Genomic DNA, 17,798 nt, shown 5'->3' on the forward strand with positions numbered 1-17,798 from the left:
AATTCGAGATGGACCAACGGCTCGATGCGTCAGCATCCTGAGCCGTTGGTGTGAGGGGCCCGGATGCGGGGAAGCGGCAGGCCGGGCGCTCCGCGGCGTCGGTCCGCGAGGCTCCCGGACCCGGCCGTCATCGCCGCCGGCGCGCGGGCCGCCGGAACACCCCGACGAGTTCGACGTGCGGCGAGTGCCGGAACTGGTCCAGCGGCACCACCTCGTCGAGCCGGTAGCCTCCGGCGATGAGCAGGGCGGCGTCGCGCGCGAAGGTTCCGGCATCGCAGGAGACTCCGACCACCACCGGCACCTTCGAGCCGGCGAGGCGGGCCGCCTGCGCCTCCGCCCCGGCCCGCGGCGGGTCGAACACCACCGCGTCGAAGCGGTCGAGTTCGGGGGCGAGGAGGGGGCGGCGGAAGAGGTCGCGGCGCTCCGTCGTCACCGCGCGCAGGCCCGGCGCGCCGCGCACGGCCCGGTCGAGGGCGGCGAGCGCCGCCGCGTCCCCCTCGACCGCGTGCACGCCGCGCGCCTCCGCGAGGCGCAGCGAGAAGGCGCCCGATCCGCAGAACAGGTCGGCGACCCGCTTGGCGTCGCCGACGCCCGCCACAACGAGGTCGCCGAGCAGCGCCTCGCCGGCCCGGGTCGCCTGCAGGAAGCCGCCCGGCGGCGGCACGAGGGCGGCGCGGCCGACCCGGAGCAGCGGCGGGCGGCGCTCCACCAGCACCTCGCCGTGCAGCGACAGGCGGGCGAGATCGAGGTCGCCCGCCAGCGCCACCAGGGCCTGGCGTGCGCGCCCATCCGCCGGCCCGTGCCCGCGCAGGTCGACGTCGAGCCCCGCCTCGGTCACCGTGGCCTGGACGTCGAGGGGTTTGCCGCCGCCGAGCGGGCGCGCCAGGGCGCGGGCCGCGTCCGGGGCGGGGTGCAGCGCGGGCTCGGTGATCGGGCAATGGTCGATCGCGACGAGGGCGTGGCTGCGCGCCGCCATGAAGCCGGCCTCGAGCGCGCCCTCGACCCGCCGGACGTGGAAGGTCGCCCGCCGACGCCCGGCCCCGTGCGCGTCCCGCAGCGGCGCCACCGTCGCGGCGATCCCGGCCCGCGCCAGGGCGGTCGCGACCAGATCGCGCTTCCAGGCCGCGTAGGGTTCCGGGGCGAGGTGCTGGATCGCGCAGCCGCCGCAGCGGCCGAAATAGGGGCAGAAGGGCGCGACCCGGTCCGGCGAGGGGGTCAGCACCGCTTCCAGATGGGCGCGGCGCTGGCCGCCGCGGCTCTCCTCGGGCCGCGCGCGCACGCTCTCGCCCGGGAGGGCGCCGGCCACCAGGAGCCCGTCCGCCGCGATCCCGTCGCCGCGCGCGCCCAGACGCGCGATGGCGACGGTCATCTCCGGATCCGCCCCACTCATGCCCTGTCCTCGCTCCGGCGCGCGCCGATCAGGAACTCGCGGTTGCCGTCCCCGCCCTCGATCGGCGAGGGGATCAGGCCCTCGACCCGGAAGCCGAGCGCGCCGACGAGGTCGCGGATGCCCGCGCAGACCTCCGCTTGGACGGCGGCGTCGCGCACGAGGCCGCCGCGCCCGACCCGCTCGCGCCCGGCCTCGAATTGCGGCTTGATCAGCGCGACGAGGCGCGCCGCCGGGGCGAGGAGGGCGGGCAGCACCGGCAGGACGAGGCGCAGGGAGATGAAGCTCACGTCGACCACCGCGAGGGCGGGCGGCGCGGCGAACAGGTCCGGCGCGAGGCCGCGGGCGTCGGTGGCCTCGTGGGAGACGACGCGCGGGTCGGCGGCGATCCGCGGATGGAGCTGGCCGCGCCCGACATCGACCGCGTAGACCCGCGCCGCGCCGCGCCGCAGCAGCACGTCCGTGAAGCCGCCGGTCGAGGCGCCGAGATCCAGGCAGGTCAGGCCGGCCGGATCGACGCCGAACGCGTCGAGCGCCGCCTCGAGCTTGAGCCCGCCCCGCGACACGAAGGGGTGGGGCGCCTCGGCGCCCAGGACCGCCGCGCGGGAGAGCAGGTCCGAGGCGCGGCGCACCGGCGCCCCGTCCGCCCGCACCAGCCCCGCCGCGATGGCCGCCTGGGCGCGGGCCCGGCTCTCGAACAGCCCGGCCTCGACCAGGAGGCGGTCGGCCCGCACCCGCTCCTCGCTTGCCAAAACGCCCTCCCGTCCGGTCCGGCCCCTGTCGGCCACGCCTCGTCTCCCTTACCTTATGCGGCCGTGGAGAGGAGAGGGTCGATGACGAGAGGCATCCTGCTCGCCGGCACCGTCGCGCTCGGCGCGATCGGTCCGGCCGGGGCACAACAGCCCCAGGCGCCGGCGGTTCAGGTCTACGAGGCGCCGGTCGTGAACAACAAGGGCGCGACGATCGGGAAAATCCAGATTCGCGACGGCGCCAACGCGCTGGTCCTGCGGCTCACCATCGAGCCGGGCGGCGTGTCCCCGGGCTGGCACGGCATCCATTTCCATGCCGTGGCGAATTGCTCGGACACCGCCAAGTTCGAATTGTCCAAGGGTCACGTGAATCATGAATCCAGCAAGCACGGACTGCTCAACCCGGACGGCCCGGACGAGGGCGACCTGCCGAACGTCTTCGCCAACGCGGACGGCTCGGTGAACGCGGAGGTGTCGAGCGAGACCGCGCTGACCGGCGAGGGCGGCCTCAAGGACGCGGACGGCTCGGCCCTGGTGATCCACGCCGGCGAGGACGACCACGCGACCCAGCCGATCGGCAATGCGGGCGCCCGCCTCGCCTGCGCGGAGATCAAGTGATCCACTGTCCGGACGTGATCGTCCGGACAGCGGATGCCAAGCCCGCGCGGCGCGTGAGCGAAGCCGACATCCGCATGGCGAAGCAATCATCGGATTTCGTATGACGCGCGTCGTCGCGGCGCCCGGCCCGGCGGGGCCGCGCTACTTCGCGGCGAAGACCTGCACCATCGCAGGCGTGAGGATCACCACGAACAGCACGGGCAGGAAGAACAGGATCATCGGCACGGTGAGCTTGGGCGGCAGCGCGGCCGCCTTCTTCTCGGCCTCGTTCATGCGCTGGTCGCGGCTCTCCTGCGCGAGCACCCGCAGGGCCTGGCCGATCGGGGTGCCGTAGCGCTCGGCCTGGATGAGGGCGGTGCAGACCGCCTTCACGGAATCGAGGCCGGTCCGGATCGCGAGGTTGTCGTAGGCGACGCGCCGGTCGGTGAGGTAGCTCAGCTCCGCGGTCGTCAGCGCCAGTTCCTCCGCCAGCACGATGGACTGGTTGGCCATCTCGACGCCGACCCGCCGGAAGGCGAGCTCGATCGCCATGCCGGATTCCACGCAGATCAGCAGCAGGTCGAGGGCGTCGGGCCAGTTCTTGCGGATCTGCGCCTGCCGCTTGTCGGTCTGGTTCTTGAGGAAGATCTCCGGGGCCTTGACGCCCCCGTAGGTCGCCGCGATCACGATCAGGAGCCGGATCGAGAACGGCTGGTTCAGCACCTGCAGCACGAACAGGTAGAACACCGCCAGTACCAGGAAGCCGAGCGGCATCACGAGGCGGAAGAACAGGAAGGCCGTCTCGGCCTGCGGGCCGCGGTAGCCGGCCATCATCAGCCTGTTCTTGGCGTCCTCCGTGGCGAGCCAGTTGTCGAGCTTGAAGCGCTCGACCACGCGCTTCATGTAGGCCTTGGGCTGCTGGCGGAGATTGCCGCGCTGGTTGAGCCTGTCGCGCTCGCGCAGGCGGATGCGGTCGCGCTCCTCGCCCACGCTCTTCATGCGCTGGGCGAGGCGGTTCGGCTCCAGGAAGGGCTGCAGCAGCGTGAAGGCCGTCGCCGCCGCCGCCACCGCGGCGAGCACCGCGCCGACGAATTGCGGGTCGATCAGGTAGGAGAGGAGCTGAAGCATCCGGCGTCTCGCTCGCGGGCCGGCGCCCGGCCCCTGCCTGGGCAGGATTGCCCGATGCAATCCTGCCGTGGTTCCTGTCCTGGCTTGCCCGCCGCCGGGCCGGGGCTCGCGCGGCGGGGGACGCTCAGATCTCGAAAGTGATCATGCGCTTCATCACCAGCACCCCGACCACCATCCAGAGGCCCGAGAGGGTGATCGCGATCTGGCCGACCTGCGTCGTCCAGAGGAGCGAGATGTAGTCGGGGCTCGAGAAGTAGCACAGGACCGCGACCACGAAGGGCAGGGAGGCGATGATCGCCGCCGAGGCCCGGGCCTCCATGCTCATCGCGCTCACCTTGTCGGCCATGCGCCGCCGGTCGCGCAGCACGCGCGACAGGTTGCCGAGCGCCTCCGAGAGATTGCCGCCCGACTCGCCTGCCTGGATGCCGATCACGATGGCGAAGAAATTCGCCTCCGAGACCGGCATGCGCTCGAAGAGCTTCGTGGCGGCCTCGCTCAGGGACACGCCCACGGCCTGCGACTCGACGAGGGCGCGGAACTCGGTGCGCACCGGCTCGGGCGCCTCGCGGGCGATGATGCGCAGGCAATCGCCCACCGGCAGGCCCGACTTGATGCCGCGCACGATCACGTCCATCGCGTTCGGCAATTCGAGGACGAACCGCGCGATCCGCCGCTTGCGCAGGTAGCCGAGGAGCCATTGCGGCAGCCCGAGCCCGGCCGCGAAGGCGAGGGCGATCGCCGTCAGCGGGCTGCCGCTCATCACCAAGCCCATCACGAGGGAGACACCCGCCAGGACGCCGCTCGCGACGTAGAACTGGCTCTTGGTGATGCTGAGGCCGGCCTGCGTGATCCGAAGCTCCAGGCTCGGCCGGGCCTTCCTCTCCTTCGCCTCGAGCTCCTTGAGGCTCTTGGCGACCTGCTCGCGGCGGTTGACCGCCTGGACGCGCTCCATGGGCGAGCGGCGCCCCGCGATGGCCTGCTGGCGCTTGGCGGCCCGCGCCTCGGAGGGCAAAAGCGGGACGACGACCGCGTAGGCGAGGCAGGAGGCCGTCACCGCCAGGAGGCCGGCCACGATCAGGGCGTCGAAGCTCGTCACGCCTCGCCCCCGGTGTCGCGGACCTCGGCGGCGTCGAGGGCGGCGGCGAGCGCGCGGTCCTCGCCGTAGTAGCGTGCGCGGTCCCAGAAGCGCGGGCGACCGATCCCGGTCGAGCGGTGGCGGCCGATCAGCTTGCCGTTCTGGTCCTCGCCGACGACGTCGTAAACGAACAGGTCCTGGGTGATGATGACCTCGCCCTCCATCCCCATCACCTCGGTGATGTGGGTGATGCGCCGCGACCCGTCGCGCAGGCGCGCCGCCTGGACGATGACGTCGACCGAGCCCGCGATCATCTCGCGGATCGTCTTCGACGGCAGGGAGTAGCCGCCCATCGAGATCATCGACTCGATGCGCGACAGGCACTCCCGCGGCGAGTTGGCGTGCAGCGTGCCCATCGAGCCGTCGTGACCGGTATTCATCGCCTGCAGCAGGTCGAAGGCCTCCGGTCCGCGCACCTCGCCGACGATGATCCGCTCCGGCCGCATGCGCAGGCAGTTCTTGATCAGGTCGCGCATGGTGATCTGGCCCTGGCCCTCCAGGTTGGGCGGGCGGGTCTCCAGGCGCACCACGTGCGGCTGCTGCAGCTGCAATTCGGCCGCGTCCTCGCAGGTGATGATGCGCTCGTCGTCGTCGATGTAGCGCGTCAGGCAGTTGAGGAGGGTCGTCTTGCCCGAGCCGGTGCCCCCCGACACCACCACGTTGCAGCGCACCCGTCCGATGATCTGCAGGATCTTGGCGCCCTCGGGCGAGATGGAGCCGAAGCGGACGAGCTGGTCGAGGGTGAGCTTGTCCTTCTTGAACTTGCGGATGGTGAGGGCGGGGCCGTCGATGGCCAGCGGCGGCGCGATCACGTTGACGCGCGACCCGTCGGGCAGGCGCGCGTCGCAGATCGGGGAGGCCTCGTCGACCCGGCGGCCGACTTGGCTGACGATGCGCTGGCAGATGTTCATCAGCTGCTGGTTGTCGCGGAAGCGCACGTTCGTCAGCTGGATCTTGCCGGCGACCTCGATGTAGGTGCGGTTCGCGCCGTTCACCATCACGTCCGCGATGTCGTCGCGGGCGAGCAGGGGCTCCAGGGGCCCGTAGCCGAGCACGTCATTGCAGATGTCGTCGAGCAGGTCCTCCTGCTCGGCGATCGACATCACCACGCTCTTGAGCGCGATGATCTCCGTGACGATGTCGCGGATCTCCTCGCGGGCGGCGTCCGCCTCGAGCCGGGCGAGCTGGGCGAGGTCGATCGCCTCGATCAGCGCGCCGAAGATCATGCTCTTCGTGCGGTAGTAATCCTCGGACCGGGCGGCCTCGACCACGATCGGCGCGGCCCGCGGCGTCTCCACCCGGGGCGCGGCGGAATCGTTGAGGACGGGCGCCGTGGCCGCCTGGGGGGAAGGGGCGACGGGCGCGGCCGCGGGCCTCGACGCCGTCGCTCCGGGTCTCCTGCCGAACATGGGTCCTGCGGCACCTTCGCTACGGTCGTTGCGGGAGAGCCGCGACCCCCCACGACCGGAACGGGATCACGGCTGTCGACCACCGCCCCTGGCCGGCCCCGGGGCGCGAGGCTCAGGACGCCTTGCGCCGCGCCAGGGCCGACAGGATGGGGTCGAGGAGCGTCGGGCGGGACTTCTTGGCCTCGGCGCGCCCGGTGACCGTGCCCGCCAGTGCCGTCACGATGTCGATGACCTTGCTGCCCGCCTGCACCTCGGCGAGCATCTGCCCGTTATTGGCCGCGGCGCCGAACAGGGCGGGGTCGAAGGGCACCACCGCCGCGGCGGTCACGTCGAGCGCCTTGGCGAATTCCGCCGCGGCGATCTCCGGCCGCTTGGGCATGCCGACCTGGTTCAGGACGAGCCGCGGCGGCCGGTCGTTCGGGCGCGCCTGGCGCAGCAGGTCGACGAGGTTGCGGGCGTTGCGCAGGGAGGCCAGTTCCGGGGCCGCGACGATCAGGATCTCGTCGGCCCCGATCACCATCTTGCGGCTCCAGGCCGTCCAGACATGGGGCACGTCGAGGACGATGCAGGGCACCATGCCGCGCAGGATGTCGACGAGGCCGTCGAAGGCGCCCTCGCCGAAATCGTTCGTCCGGTCGAGCGTGGCGGGGGCCGCGAGCAGGCTCAGGTTGTCGGTGCATTTCGACAGGAGGCGGTCGACGAAGTTGGCGTCGATGCGCTCGGGCGCGAACACCGCCTCGGCCACGCCCTGGGGAGGATCCTGGTTGAAGTTCAGGCCCGCGGTGCCGAAGGCCACGTCGAGGTCGGCGATCACCGTCGAGGTCGCGTAGTCGCGGGCGATGGACCAGCCGAGATTGTGGGCGAGTGTCGAGGCGCCCACGCCGCCCTTCGCGCCGACGACCGCGACGGTGCGGCCGAGGGGCTCGGCCCCCGGCTCGGTGAACAGGTCCGAGATCGCCGCGATCACCCCGACCGGGTCGATCGGCGCGATCAGGTAGTCGCTGACCCCGCGGCGGATGAACTCCCGGTAGAGCAGCACGTCGTTGACGTGGCCCACCACCACCACCTTGGTGCCCGGGTCGCAGACCTCCGCCAGGGTGTCGAGCTGCGCCAGCGGGTTGGCGCGGGGCCCGTGCATCTCGATCACGAGGACGTTCGGCGTCGGCGCGCTGCGGAACGCCTCCACGGCCGCCGCGGCGCCGCCCATCTGCACCTTCAGGTGGGCCTTGTGCATGCGGCGGTCCTCCGCCGCGGCCTCGATCACCTCCGCCACCTCGGGCGTGTCGCAGAAGGCCTGGATCGTGATGCGCGGAACTGGCGCGATCACCCGGTCGGCCGTGTCGGTCCTGTCAGACATGGGGTGGCTCGCGGACTTGCGCTCGGCGGAGTGCGATTCGGTGAACTCGGATCCGGCGGTCAGTGCAGGCCGCCGCGGACGCGGCCCCCTGCGCCGCGATTCACTGACCGACCTGCGACCTCACACTGGCCTGGCCATCCTGCTTCCAAGTGGTTGAAGGATCCTTTCCGGCCCGCAGGCTCTCGATGTCCTGGGTGCGGGAGATCGTGTCGATGCGGCCTTCCTGGCGGCCGCGCACGAGGTCGACCGGGTCGGCGATCTGGCGGGCGAAGTTCGACTGGTAGGCGCAGCCGTGGTTCCAGTGGGTCCGGTTCGACACGTCGACGGCGGGGTCGCTGACGCCGAGATCGTTCGGCCACAGCCCGCAGGTGCTGGTCACCTTCGCCTGCATGCGCTGGAAGCTCAGCCGCACGGGAGCGGCGACCGACGCGTTCGCGACCGGGTAGGGAGCGACGACGAGCTCCCGCGCCGAGACCCCGCGGGCGAGCGCCCGCTCGCGCAGGAGCGCGGCCGTGCGGGCGACGGCCGGCCCGGGCGCCTGGCCGCCGCGGGGCACCTCGATCACCAGCACGCCGCGGCCGTAGCGGCGGAATTCCAGCAGGAAGGCGTCGACGTCGTCGGCCTGGCGGGGATCGACGTGCCCCATGCCGGTGACGAAGACGTCCAGGTTGCGCGGCGCGTCCGCGAGGGCGATCGGGTGTCGGGCCTGCACCGACGCCGGCTCGATCGATCCCGTCGTGGCGGCCCGGTTGGAGACGCAGGCGCCCAGCGACAGGGCGAGGGCTCCGAGGCAGGCGGCCCGCGCGGCGGTGCGGGGGCGGGGCGGGGAGGCGGATCATCGCGGGCATCCGTGTCATGGGCGGGTGGGCGGCGGGGCGTCCGGGCGCCGGTCAGTCGGTGATGAAGCCGAACTTGCCGCGATAGGCCTTGGGCGCGAGCGGGGCGGCGCCGACCACTCCGTAGAGGCGGTTGAAGCGACCGAGCAGGATGGCCTGCCCGTCGGTGGCGTCGACGAAGCCGTCATCCGGCCGCTTGACCTCGCCCGGATCCATCGCCTTGGCGATGTAGGGGGTGACCATGATCATCAGCTCGGTCTCGTCGCGCTGATAGTCGCGGGAGCGGAACAGGGCGCCCAGGACCGGCAGGTTCATCAGCGCCGGCAGCCCCATCACGGCGGCCTTGTTCTTCTGCTGAATCAGGCCCGCCGTCATGATCGTCGCGCCCGAAGCGAGTTCGATCGTGGTCTCGGACTTGCGGATGGTGAAGCCCGGGACCGAGGTCGAGGTCGTGCCGATGTTGTAGCTGTAGGCGTTCTGCTGATCGATCTCGGTCACGTCGGTCCCGACGCGGATCGAGATGCGGTTCTCCGAGAGCACCACGGGGGTGAAGTTCAGCACCACGCCGTACTGCTTGAAGGTGATGCCGGGAATGCAGTTGTTGGCGGTGGTGCAGCTGAGGCCTGAGGGCACCGCGATCTCGCCGCCGGCGGTGAACTTGGCGGATTCGCCCGAGATCGCCGTCAGGGTCGGCTCGGCGAGGATGCGCGAGACGCCGGCCTGCTCGAAGGCCTTCAGGGTGGCCTTGAGGGAGGCGCCCGCGCCGCCGTTGATCGTGCCCTCGATCAGGTTGCCGAGGCCGCGATCGCCGTTGAGGGCGAACTGGGTCGCGTTCGTCAGGTTGAGCCCCGACCAGCTGCCGCTCAGGCTGACCCCGAACTGCTTCAGCACCGTGCGCGACACTTCGACGACGGTGACGCGCAGCATCACCTGGTCCTTGCCGCGGATCGTGATGTTGTTGATCACCGCGCCGCGGGTGACCGTGCCGCCGGCGATGCCCACGAAGGCGTTGGCGATGTCGAGGGCCTGCTGCGCCTCGGTGGCCGAGTTCACCGTGCCGGACAGAAGGATCGAATCGCCGGCCGGGCGGACCTCGAAGCGGGCCGAGGGCAGGCTCGTCGCCAGCGTCTGGCGCAGGATGTTGAGGTCGCGGCCGACCGTCACGTCGAGGGAGGCGATCTGGCGCCCCTCCGCGTCCATGACGAAGATCGAGGTGGCGCCGTTCTCCACGCCGATGATGAAGACCTTGCGGGTCGAGCGCACCACCGCGTTGGCCACCTTCGGGTTCGCGACGAAGACCTCCTTGGCGTCCCGCGGCAGGTCGATCACCAGGGACCGGCCCTGGGTCAGGTCGATGCGCCGGGCGATCTCGGCCTCCTGCGGGCCGATCGACAGGACCGGCGCGGCGATGGCGGGGGCCTTCTCGGCCCGGGCCGGGCCGCCGAGCAGGGCGGGCAGGGCGAGGAGCCCGGCGCTCAGGAGCGCGCGCAGCGGCCGGGAGGAGAGGGATCTCGTCATGGTGCGGGCTTTCTCGGCGCGACCGGCGGGGAGGGGGCTCACCGGCGCGGCACCTGGCGGGAGACGCCGTAACGGACGACGGTCAGGGCGGATTCCTTCTGCGGCTCCGGGTTCTCGGGCTGGCTGATCCCGGCATCCGCGATGCTGCGCAGGGCGAGGGAGAGCTGGCCGACCTTCTGGGCCAGGGTGATCTGCTCGGTCTGGGCGGGCGTGAGTTCGAGGGTGGCGGTGTCGCCCGTCACCACGCGCTCGCCGTTGCGCTCCTGCACGGTCTGGCCGACCGCGAGCACGCGGACGTTCTGCAGGATCGTCTCGGAGACTTGGACGTCCGAGGTCGTCGCCCGGGACGCCTCGTCGTCGCGGTAGGTGCGCAGCACGTCGACCCGGTCGTTGGGCAGGATGAAGCCGCCGGCGGTGTTGCTGCCGCGGGCGTCGATCGAGATCGCCACCGCGCGCATGCCGGAGGGCAGGATCGCGGATAGGAAACCGCTGCCATTCGCCCGGATCAGCTTCTCGCGCCGGATCGGCTCGCCGCCCAGGAACGGGCCGCGCACGAAGGAGCCGACCGTGTCCTCGAGGGCGCGCGGATTCTGCCCGCGCTGGATGAAGCCGTCATTCACCGAGCCCTTCGGCCAGGCCTGCCAGCGCAGGTCGGCGGGCTTGAGCGTCTGACCCATCGGCAGGTCCGCCGCCGCCACCAGCACGTCCACCGTGTCGGGGACGGCGGGCGCCTGCACCACGACGGGCGGGGGCGGGGGCGGGGGGGCTGCCGCTCATCATGTAGAAGGCCGCCAAGCCGGTCACGGCGGCGACGCCGATGAGGAGGGCACGGGAGGATCTCATGGATCTGCCGGAACGGGTTCGGACGGCACGGCGCCGTCGTCCCGCTCACCTCACCATGCATTCCTGAAATTAAGGTTAACCCTTTCCTCCCAAGCGTTTCCGCTCCACTCGCGCGAGTTGTGCGAAAACGAAACGCTTCCTTCCGACCCCGCCTGCGAGCCCGCTCAGGCCCCCAGCAGCGCGCGCCAGAGCGGGGCGCTCGGGCAGACGACGAGCGCCGCCGCCGCCAGCGCGATCCCGTAGGGCACGCCCGTGCGGGTGTCATGGAGGCGCAGCGCCCAGGGCCACGAGGCGGCGATCCGGGGCAGGGGATAGGCCCTCGCCTGCAGGATCAGCAGGGTCAGGACGCCACCGGCCAGGGAGGCCGCCAGCACGTAATCGGCGAGCGGCTCGAAGCCGAGCCAGAGGGCGGTGGCGGCGGCGAGCTTGGCGTCGCCGCCGCCGATCAGCCCGAAGCAGAACAGCGCGAAGGTGACCGCGAGGGTGATGCCGCCCGCCGCGAGATGCTCCCCGAACTCGCCCCACGACAGGCCGAGCAGCAGCGCCGCGACCGGGAACACCGCGAGGAGCGCGAGCGACAGGGCGTTGGGGATCGTCATCGTCAGCAGGTCGCTCGCGGCCGCGTAGGCCATGAGGAACGGGAAGACGACGAGGAGGAACATGCTGGCCATGGTCGACAGCCCTTCGCCGGTAGGACGGCCCGGCGCATCCGCCGAGCCCACGCCGAAGACCGCCGGTCTCTCGACCGCCGGATCGAGGACGATCAGGTCGCGCGCCCGGTGCGCGCCGCCGGGCCGATCGCGGCGCCCGGCCGGCAGGGGCGCGCACGCCCATGCCCGGGAGCCGTCTCGGCGAGACGGTCCGGACCGCCGCCGGACCGCTTCGATGCCGTCACTTCAGGTTGCCGGCAACCTTCTGGAACATCGAGTTCAGGTTCGACCCGACCGACTGGGCGGCCGTGATCAGGGCCACCGCGATCAGGGTCGCGAGCAAGCCGTACTCGATGGCGGTGGCGCCGCTCTCGTCCTTGGCGAAACGCTTGAGCATGGTCTTCATGGCACAGTTCCTCGAACTCGTTCCCGGTTTCATTCCGTCGACCAGCGACTTCACCGCCGAGCGGAACTGGGGCGAACGTAATCCCCTCCCGTTGAGGTTGGGTTAAAGGGATGCGCGCTGTTGCGTGTCTGAATGCGACCGGGCCCGATGGTTAACAGGATGAAACCGGCAGATTCCGGCGCCCCGGACCGGGTCCGGTCGCGCCCGATCGGCCCGTTCGACATGATCTCTCCCCGCGACGTCTCAGCGCCCGCGCGGTCGCGACTTCCGTGATCTGCGGTCTCGCGATTAGGGCTTTCTCAACCATCTTGCCGGCATCCCTTGACGTGACGCCGTCCCGCCGAGGCCCGCCCCGATGCCTGTGCGCCCCATCCGCCTCCTGCGCGCCCCCCTCAGCGCCGCCCTCGTCCTCGCCGCGCTGCTCCCGGCCGCGGCGGCCGGCGGGGCGGGGGACCAGGCCACGGTGGTCGTCTCCGTCGACAACGCCAAGATCATCCGGCTGCCGGAGCGCACCGCGACCGTGGTGGTCGGCAACCCGATCATCGCGGACGTCTCGCTGCAGCGGAACGGGCTCGTCATCCTCACCGGCAAGAGCTTCGGCACCACGAACCTGATCGCGCTCGACGGCTCCGGCGCGATGCTGGCCGAATCCTTCATCAGCGTGCAGGCCGCCACCACCTCGGTGGTGACGGTGCAGCGCGGCCTGGAGCGGGAATCCTACTCCTGCACCCCGGCCTGCCAGCCGGCCGTCCAGCTCGGCGACGCGCAGCGATACTTCTCCGAGGTCAGCAGCCAGGCCGGCCAGCGCAACACCCTGGCGACCGCGAAATGAGCCGCGTGCAGTCAACGGTTCGGCAAGCCTTCGACGCCTAACCTCGGATCGGTCGCCGGCGCGGGGCGCGCCGGCCGCGGGTTCGAGGCATGTTGCGTCACTCGGTTCTCCCGATCCTCCGCCGCTTCGCGCGGGCGCGCCGCGGCGCCACCGCGGTCGAGTTCGGGCTCGTGGCGATCCCCTTCATCAGCCTGCTGGCGGCGATCATGGAGACGGCGATCGCCTTCTTCGCCGGCCAGCTGCTGGACGCCGCGGTCACCGACACGGCGCGCGCCGTCTATACCGGGTCGTTCCAGTCCCAGGCGACGCAGTCGGGCGCGCTGACGCCGAGCCAAGCCCTCGACGCCTTCCGCACCAAGCTCTGCGCGAACCGCGTGACCATCTTCGACTGCTCGACCGTCAAGGTCGACATCCGCACGCTCGAGGACACGGACAGTTTCGGTGCGCTCAAGCCGGTCGATTCCACCACGAAGACCTGGACCCCCGGGTTCGGCAGCCATTACGGCGACACGGTCGGCACGCCGCCCGGGCCGGGCAAGATCGTGCTGGTCCAGGCGGCCGTGCCGTTCCCGATCTTCTTCAGCATGATCAACCCGGCGACGTTCGGGACGAACCAGCGCATCCTGCAATCCACGGTGGCCTTCCGGACGGAGCCCTACAAATGACGCCCCGCCCGCAGGTCGCGCGCCGTCTGCGCCGCTTCGCCCGCGACGCGGAGGCGGTGGCGGCGGTGGAATTCGCCCTGGTCCTGCCGCTGATGCTCGCGCTGTATTTCGGGGCGACCGAGGTCACGCAGTTCATCAACAACAGCCGCAAGGTCACGCTCGCGGCCCGCACCATGGCGGACCTCGTCTCGCGCGAGCAGGATCAAGTCTCCACCAGCACGCTGCAGCTGATCGTGAAGGCCGCCAAGGCGGTGATGCAGCCCTACGACGCGTCGAGCGCGACCTTCACGTTCAAGGCGATCGGGGTCTACGACGACGCCGCGACCCAGGTGAAGGTCTGCTCGGGGGCTCAGGTCAGCGGCTCCTCCGATCCCGGGATCCTCTCGGCCCTGCCCTCGACGACTCCGCCGGTCCCGCCCGACGCCTACAAGAAGCTGGGCGCCCGCTACATCCAGGTCGAGGTCACCATGACCTACACGCCCCTGCTCGGCTCGAACTTCTACAACGCGACGCGGCTGACGACGCTGTCGGAGACGATCCCCTGGCCGGTGCGCAACGGGACGCAATATTCGGGGAACGGGCCGGAGGTGACGCTGCCGAACGGCAACCAGGCCGGCAGCCGCTGCCCCGCGACCTTCGCGGGCTGACCCGCGCCGCGCGCCGCGCCGTCCGGGAATGGCGGCGCGGCACCCCGCCGACGCGGCCGAGCGGCGCGGTCAGCCCCGCAGGGTGAGGCGGCCGCCCGCCGCCTCGAAACCGCGCAGCCGCCGCAGGAAGGACATGCCGAGGAGGCTGGTGTCGAGGCGCCCGCGGGGCAGCACGACGGCCTCCACGTTCCGGACCGTGATGCCGCCCACCTGGACCTCGGCGAGGCGCACCGGCGCGCCGCGCACCACCCCGTTGGCGGTGGCCATCGGCCGGGTGAAGTCCCGCTCGGCGAGGCGGATGCCCGCGCGCTCGGCATCGTCCTGGGTGAGGGCGCAGAGTGTCGCGCCCGTGTCGACCAGCATGCGGGTCCGCCGCCCCTCGATCTGGGGATGCACGAGGTAGTGGCCGCTCCAATCCTGCTGCAGGGTGACGACGGGCGCGCCCTCCGCGTCGAGCGAGGCGGCCTCCCCGGCCGGCCGCGCCTCCCCTGAGCCCCCCGTCAAGCGCGCGACCGTGCCGTTGCCGGCCACGGCGCTCAGCACCAGCACGCCCAAGGCCCAGTGTAGCGGACGCGTCATCGGCGGCTCCCCGAGAAGGTGCGCTCACTCTCGGGTGCCAGCGTTAAGGATTGCTCGCCCGGATGCGCGGGCCGGGGAGCGGCCGCGGTTGATGGTTTCGCGCTCCTTGCGGGACTCGCGCGAAACGGGCGGAAAGTCTCGCCTCGCCGCCTTGCCCCGCCGCTCGCGCCCCGCTATAAGCCCGCCCGCGCATCCGGGCACCCTTGGAGGCCGGGGCGCGGCGACGCCGGTTGACGAGGCCGCTCCGCAACGGGCGGCCTTCGGCGTTTGAGCCACTCACATCATCTTGAAGGATCACGCCATGAGCGCCGTGAAGCCGCTTGAGGCCGTGGCACGCGACCGGGTCGGCAAGGGGGCCGCCCGGGCCGTTCGTCGCCAGGGCCGGGTGCCCGCCGTCATCTACGGGGGCGGCCAGTCGCCGCAATCGATCTCCCTCGACGCGAACCAGACCCACCACCTGATCTACGGCGGCGGCTTCCTCAGCACCGTCTTCGAGATCGCGGTGGACGGGCGCACGATCCGGGCGATCCCGCGCGACTACCAGCTCGACCCGGTCAAGGACACGCCGCTCCACGTCGACTTCCTGCGCGTGGTCTCCGGCCAGACCATCGAGGTCGAGGTGCCGGTGCACTTCGTCAACCAGGACGCGGCGCCGGGCCTGAAGCAGAAGAGCGGCACGCTCAACGTCGTCCTGCACACGATCACGCTGGCCGTGTCGCCCGACGCCATCCCGGACGCGGTGAATGTCGACCTGACCGGCAAGGATATCGGCGACACGGTGCACGTGTCCGACCTCGTCCTGCCGACGGGCGCCAGCCTCGCCCTCGCTCCCTCCGAGACCGTCGCGACCCTGGTGCCGCCGACCAAGCTCGGGGCCGATGTCGAGGCCGAGGAGGCCGCGGTGGCCGAGGCGGCTCGGGCCGGATCGGCGGCCGAGGCCGCCAAGGAGGGCTGAGCCGAGGGCTCGCCCGGCGAGACGCGGGGGCGTTTCGCGCCGACATTTCGCGACGACGTGGCCGCCGCGCATCGCGGACGGGGCGGCACGCGCGAGAACCTGGAGCAGGACCCGATCGCGCCGTGATCGGATCCTGCGCGAAGCATCATTCCGCCGGCCGGTCCCGGCCGGTGCCGAAGGGCCGCGTCAGCGAACAATGATGCGAAACCAAGAGGCTGAGCAGAATTGCCGCACGCCATTCTGCTTGGCGCCCCGGCCCGCCGCCGGGGCGCTTTCCCGTTCGAGGAGCGTTGACGCGCCATGCGGCTGTTCGTCGGCCTCGGCAATCCCGGGGCCCGCTACGCGGCGAACCGGCACAATATCGGCTTCATGGCGCTCGACGCGGTCGCGCGCCGTCACCGCGCCGCGCCGTGGCGGCGCAAGTTCCAGGGCGAGGCGAGCGAGGCCGTGATCGGGACGGAGCGCGTGCTGCTGCTCAAGCCCGAGACCTACATGAACGAGTCCGGCCGGGCGGTCGCCGAGGCACAGCGATTCTACAAGATCGCGCTCGACGACGTGGTGGTGTTCCACGACGAACTCGACCTCGCCCCCGCCAAGGTGCGGGTCAAGAAGGGCGGCGGCAATGCCGGCCACAACGGCCTGCGCTCGATCACGGCCCAGTGCGGCAACGAGTATTGGCGCGTGCGGCTCGGCATCGGGCATCCGGGCGACAAGGCGCTGGTGCACGCCTACGTGCTGAACGACTTCGCCAAGGCCGAGCGCCCCTGGGTCGACGACCTCTGCGACGCGCTGGCCGACCACGCGGCGCTCCTCGCGGCGGGCGAGGACGCGAATTTCCAGAACCGGATCCACCTCGCGCTGCAGGGCCGGGGCTGGGACGACGTCAAGCGCGTCGGGGACAAGCAGGCTTGATCCGACCGCCCGCGACCGCGAGCGGGGGGGCCGCGCCGGCCACCGGCCGCTCCTTGCGAAGGGACTGAACCGATGGGCTTCAAATGCGGAATCGTCGGCCTGCCGAATGTCGGCAAGTCGACGCTCTTCAACGCGCTGACGCAGACGGCGGCGGCGCAGGCGGCGAACTACCCGTTCTGCACCATCGAGCCGAATGTCGGCGAGGTCGCGGTGCCGGATCCGCGCCTCGACGACCTCGCGCGGATCGCGAATTCGCGCGAGATCATCCCGACGCGCCTCACCTTCGTCGACATTGCCGGCCTGGTGCGCGGCGCCTCCAAAGGGGAGGGGCTCGGCAACCAGTTCCTCGCCAACATCCGCGAGGTCGACGCCATCGCGCACGTCGTGCGCTGCTTCGAGGACGGCGACGTCACCCACGTCGAGGGCAAGGTCGACCCGATCGCCGACATCGAGACGATCGAGACCGAGCTGATGCTGGCCGACCTCGAGAGCCTGGAGAAGCGCGTCGCGGCGCTGGAGAAGAAGGCCAAGGGCGCCGACAAGGAGGCCAAGGAGGCGCTCGACCTCGTGCAGCGCGCCCTGCCCCTGCTGCGGGACGGCAAGCCCGCCCGCCTGGTCGAGCGCAAGCCCGAGGAGGAGCGGCTCTTCGCCCAGCTCGGGCTGATGACCGCCAAGCCCGTCCTCTACGTCTGCAACGTCGAGGAGGGATCCGCCGAGGGCGGCAACGCCCATTCGCGGGCGGTCTTCGGCCGCGCGGCGGAGGAGGGCGCCAAGGCCGTGGTGGTCTCGGCCAAGATCGAGAGCGAGATCGCGGTCCTGCCGCCGGCCGAGCAGACCGAGTACCTGGAGGCGGTCGGCCTCTCGGAGCCGGGCCTCAACCGGGTGATCCGCGCCGGCTACGACCTCCTCGGGCTCATCACCTACTTCACGGTCGGCCCGAAGGAGGCCCGGGCCTGGACGATCACCCGCGGCACGCGGGCGCCGGCCGCGGCCGGCGTGATCCATTCCGACTTCGAGAAGGGCTTCATCCGGGCCGAGACCATCGCGTTTCCCGATTACGTCGGGCTCAAGGGCGAGGCGGGGGCGCGCGAGGCCGGCAAGCTGCGGCTCGAGGGCAAGGACTACGTGGTGCAGGACGGCGACGTGCTGCATTTCCGCTTCGCGAACTGAGCCCCGGGGCTTAAGACCCCCCG

General features: G+C 71.6%; 18 protein-coding genes and 1 pseudogene. 7 read left to right on the top strand and 12 right to left on the bottom strand.

From position 1 onward, the window contains the following. Positions 1–127: 127 nt before the first annotated feature. Both QA634_RS12035 and QA634_RS12040 read right to left on the bottom strand, forming a co-directional pair. Positions 128–1,369, bottom strand: coding sequence for a class I SAM-dependent RNA methyltransferase (locus QA634_RS12035; RefSeq protein WP_265576590.1), 1,242 nt, complete (start codon positions 1,367–1,369; stop codon positions 128–130). A gap of 17 nt (positions 1,370–1,386) precedes the next feature. Next, positions 1,387–2,175 (bottom strand): TlyA family RNA methyltransferase, encoded by a 789-nt coding sequence (locus QA634_RS12040; protein ID WP_265576591.1) that lies wholly within the window; start codon positions 2,173–2,175, stop codon positions 1,387–1,389. 45 nt (positions 2,176–2,220) lie between these two features. On the opposite strand from QA634_RS12040, the gene QA634_RS12045 reads away from it, so the two are divergent. Then, complete coding sequence (locus QA634_RS12045; RefSeq protein WP_012332245.1) at positions 2,221–2,754, top strand: superoxide dismutase family protein; 534 nt, start codon at positions 2,221–2,223, stop codon at positions 2,752–2,754. Between the two features lie 141 nt (positions 2,755–2,895). Here QA634_RS12045 and QA634_RS12050 read toward each other — a convergent pair whose 3' ends face one another. The 9 genes and pseudogenes from QA634_RS12050 to QA634_RS12090 form a co-directional block, all read right to left on the bottom strand. Continuing rightward, positions 2,896–3,861: a type II secretion system F family protein gene (locus QA634_RS12050; protein ID WP_012332246.1), complete on the bottom strand. Its 966-nt coding sequence runs from the start codon at positions 3,859–3,861 to the stop codon at positions 2,896–2,898. A gap of 124 nt (positions 3,862–3,985) precedes the next feature. Further along, positions 3,986–4,957, bottom strand: a complete 972-nt coding sequence (locus QA634_RS12055) for a type II secretion system F family protein (RefSeq protein WP_283027497.1) — start codon at positions 4,955–4,957, stop codon at positions 3,986–3,988. Beyond that, positions 4,954–6,405 (bottom strand): CpaF family protein, encoded by a 1,452-nt coding sequence (locus tag QA634_RS12060; protein ID WP_012332248.1) that lies wholly within the window; start codon positions 6,403–6,405, stop codon positions 4,954–4,956. Before QA634_RS12060 ends, QA634_RS12055 begins: the two co-directional genes overlap by 4 nt. A 112-nt stretch (positions 6,406–6,517) precedes the next feature. Further along, a complete protein-coding gene (locus QA634_RS12065) occupies positions 6,518–7,762 on the bottom strand; it encodes an AAA family ATPase (RefSeq protein ID WP_012332249.1) in 1,245 nt (414 codons plus the stop codon). A 100-nt stretch (positions 7,763–7,862) separates the two neighbouring features. Continuing rightward, on the bottom strand, positions 7,863–8,537 hold the full coding sequence (locus QA634_RS12070; protein ID WP_283027512.1) for a CpaD family pilus assembly protein: 675 nt from the start codon (positions 8,535–8,537) through the stop codon (positions 7,863–7,865). Between the two features lie 115 nt (positions 8,538–8,652). Further along, positions 8,653–10,116, bottom strand: coding sequence for a type II and III secretion system protein family protein (locus tag QA634_RS12075; protein ID WP_043701116.1), 1,464 nt, complete (start codon positions 10,114–10,116; stop codon positions 8,653–8,655). Between the two features lie 38 nt (positions 10,117–10,154). Next, positions 10,155–10,959: pseudogene (gene cpaB / locus QA634_RS12080) on the bottom strand (Flp pilus assembly protein CpaB). A gap of 164 nt (positions 10,960–11,123) precedes the next feature. Then, positions 11,124–11,630, bottom strand: coding sequence for an A24 family peptidase (locus QA634_RS12085; protein ID WP_012332253.1), 507 nt, complete (start codon positions 11,628–11,630; stop codon positions 11,124–11,126). Between the two features lie 220 nt (positions 11,631–11,850). Next, the gene (locus tag QA634_RS12090) at positions 11,851–12,015 is read right to left on the bottom strand and encodes a Flp family type IVb pilin (RefSeq protein ID WP_012332254.1); all 165 of its coding nucleotides are present in this window, start codon (positions 12,013–12,015) and stop codon (positions 11,851–11,853) included. Positions 12,016–12,370: 355 nt separating this feature from the next. On the opposite strand from QA634_RS12090, the gene QA634_RS12095 reads away from it, so the two are divergent. The 3 genes from QA634_RS12095 (at position 12,371) to QA634_RS12105 (ending at position 14,159) form a co-directional block, all read left to right on the top strand. After that, positions 12,371–12,847, top strand: coding sequence for a pilus assembly protein N-terminal domain-containing protein (locus tag QA634_RS12095; protein ID WP_012332255.1), 477 nt, complete (start codon positions 12,371–12,373; stop codon positions 12,845–12,847). Between the two features lie 89 nt (positions 12,848–12,936). Beyond that, positions 12,937–13,512 carry a TadE/TadG family type IV pilus assembly protein gene (locus QA634_RS12100; protein WP_012332256.1) on the top strand — a complete coding sequence of 192 codons (576 nt, stop codon included), beginning with the start codon at positions 12,937–12,939 and terminating at the stop codon, positions 13,510–13,512. Next, on the top strand, positions 13,509–14,159 hold the full coding sequence (locus QA634_RS12105; RefSeq protein WP_012332257.1) for a TadE/TadG family type IV pilus assembly protein: 651 nt from the start codon (positions 13,509–13,511) through the stop codon (positions 14,157–14,159). The genes QA634_RS12100 and QA634_RS12105 overlap by 4 nt, the downstream gene beginning before the upstream one ends. A 69-nt stretch (positions 14,160–14,228) precedes the next feature. Here the strand turns inward: QA634_RS12105 and QA634_RS12110 are convergent, their stop codons facing one another. Beyond that, the gene (locus QA634_RS12110) at positions 14,229–14,738 is read right to left on the bottom strand and encodes a retropepsin-like aspartic protease family protein (protein WP_012332258.1); all 510 of its coding nucleotides are present in this window, start codon (positions 14,736–14,738) and stop codon (positions 14,229–14,231) included. 301 nt (positions 14,739–15,039) lie between these two features. Between QA634_RS12110 and QA634_RS12115 the strand changes: the two genes are divergently transcribed. From QA634_RS12115 to ychF, 3 genes are all read left to right on the top strand, one after another. Next, the gene (locus QA634_RS12115) at positions 15,040–15,693 is read left to right on the top strand and encodes a 50S ribosomal protein L25/general stress protein Ctc (protein WP_012332259.1); all 654 of its coding nucleotides are present in this window, start codon (positions 15,040–15,042) and stop codon (positions 15,691–15,693) included. Between the two features lie 300 nt (positions 15,694–15,993). Further along, a complete protein-coding gene (pth, locus tag QA634_RS12120; protein WP_012332260.1) occupies positions 15,994–16,605 on the top strand; it encodes an aminoacyl-tRNA hydrolase in 612 nt (203 codons plus the stop codon). Positions 16,606–16,677: 72 nt separating this feature from the next. Beyond that, a complete protein-coding gene (gene ychF / locus QA634_RS12125; protein ID WP_012332261.1) occupies positions 16,678–17,775 on the top strand; it encodes a redox-regulated ATPase YchF in 1,098 nt (365 codons plus the stop codon). Positions 17,776–17,798 lie beyond the last annotated feature (23 nt).

Source organism: Methylobacterium sp. CB376, assembly GCF_029714205.1.
Classification (GTDB): Bacteria; Pseudomonadota; Alphaproteobacteria; order Rhizobiales; family Beijerinckiaceae; genus Methylobacterium.

Bases quoted from the DNA above. Each gene is read 5' to 3' on its own strand.
- QA634_RS12035 (WP_265576590.1), bottom strand. From the start codon at position 1,369: ATGACCGTCGCCATCGCGCGTCTGGGCGCGCGCGGCGACGGGATCGCG.
- QA634_RS12045 (WP_012332245.1), top strand. From the start codon at position 2,221: ATGACGAGAGGCATCCTGCTCGCCGGCACCGTCGCGCTCGGCGCGATC.
- QA634_RS12050 (WP_012332246.1), bottom strand. From the start codon at position 3,861: ATGCTTCAGCTCCTCTCCTACCTGATCGACCCGCAATTCGTCGGCGCG.
- QA634_RS12060 (WP_012332248.1), bottom strand. From the start codon at position 6,405: ATGTTCGGCAGGAGACCCGGAGCGACGGCGTCGAGGCCCGCGGCCGCG.
- QA634_RS12065 (WP_012332249.1), bottom strand. From the start codon at position 7,762: ATGTCTGACAGGACCGACACGGCCGACCGGGTGATCGCGCCAGTTCCG.
- QA634_RS12075 (WP_043701116.1), bottom strand. From the start codon at position 10,116: ATGACGAGATCCCTCTCCTCCCGGCCGCTGCGCGCGCTCCTGAGCGCC.
- QA634_RS12085 (WP_012332253.1), bottom strand. From the start codon at position 11,630: ATGGCCAGCATGTTCCTCCTCGTCGTCTTCCCGTTCCTCATGGCCTAC.
- QA634_RS12090 (WP_012332254.1), bottom strand. From the start codon at position 12,015: ATGAAGACCATGCTCAAGCGTTTCGCCAAGGACGAGAGCGGCGCCACC.
- QA634_RS12095 (WP_012332255.1), top strand. From the start codon at position 12,371: ATGCCTGTGCGCCCCATCCGCCTCCTGCGCGCCCCCCTCAGCGCCGCC.
- QA634_RS12100 (WP_012332256.1), top strand. From the start codon at position 12,937: ATGTTGCGTCACTCGGTTCTCCCGATCCTCCGCCGCTTCGCGCGGGCG.
- QA634_RS12105 (WP_012332257.1), top strand. From the start codon at position 13,509: ATGACGCCCCGCCCGCAGGTCGCGCGCCGTCTGCGCCGCTTCGCCCGC.
- QA634_RS12110 (WP_012332258.1), bottom strand. From the start codon at position 14,738: ATGACGCGTCCGCTACACTGGGCCTTGGGCGTGCTGGTGCTGAGCGCC.
- QA634_RS12115 (WP_012332259.1), top strand. From the start codon at position 15,040: ATGAGCGCCGTGAAGCCGCTTGAGGCCGTGGCACGCGACCGGGTCGGC.
- pth (WP_012332260.1), top strand. From the start codon at position 15,994: ATGCGGCTGTTCGTCGGCCTCGGCAATCCCGGGGCCCGCTACGCGGCG.
- ychF (WP_012332261.1), top strand. From the start codon at position 16,678: ATGGGCTTCAAATGCGGAATCGTCGGCCTGCCGAATGTCGGCAAGTCG.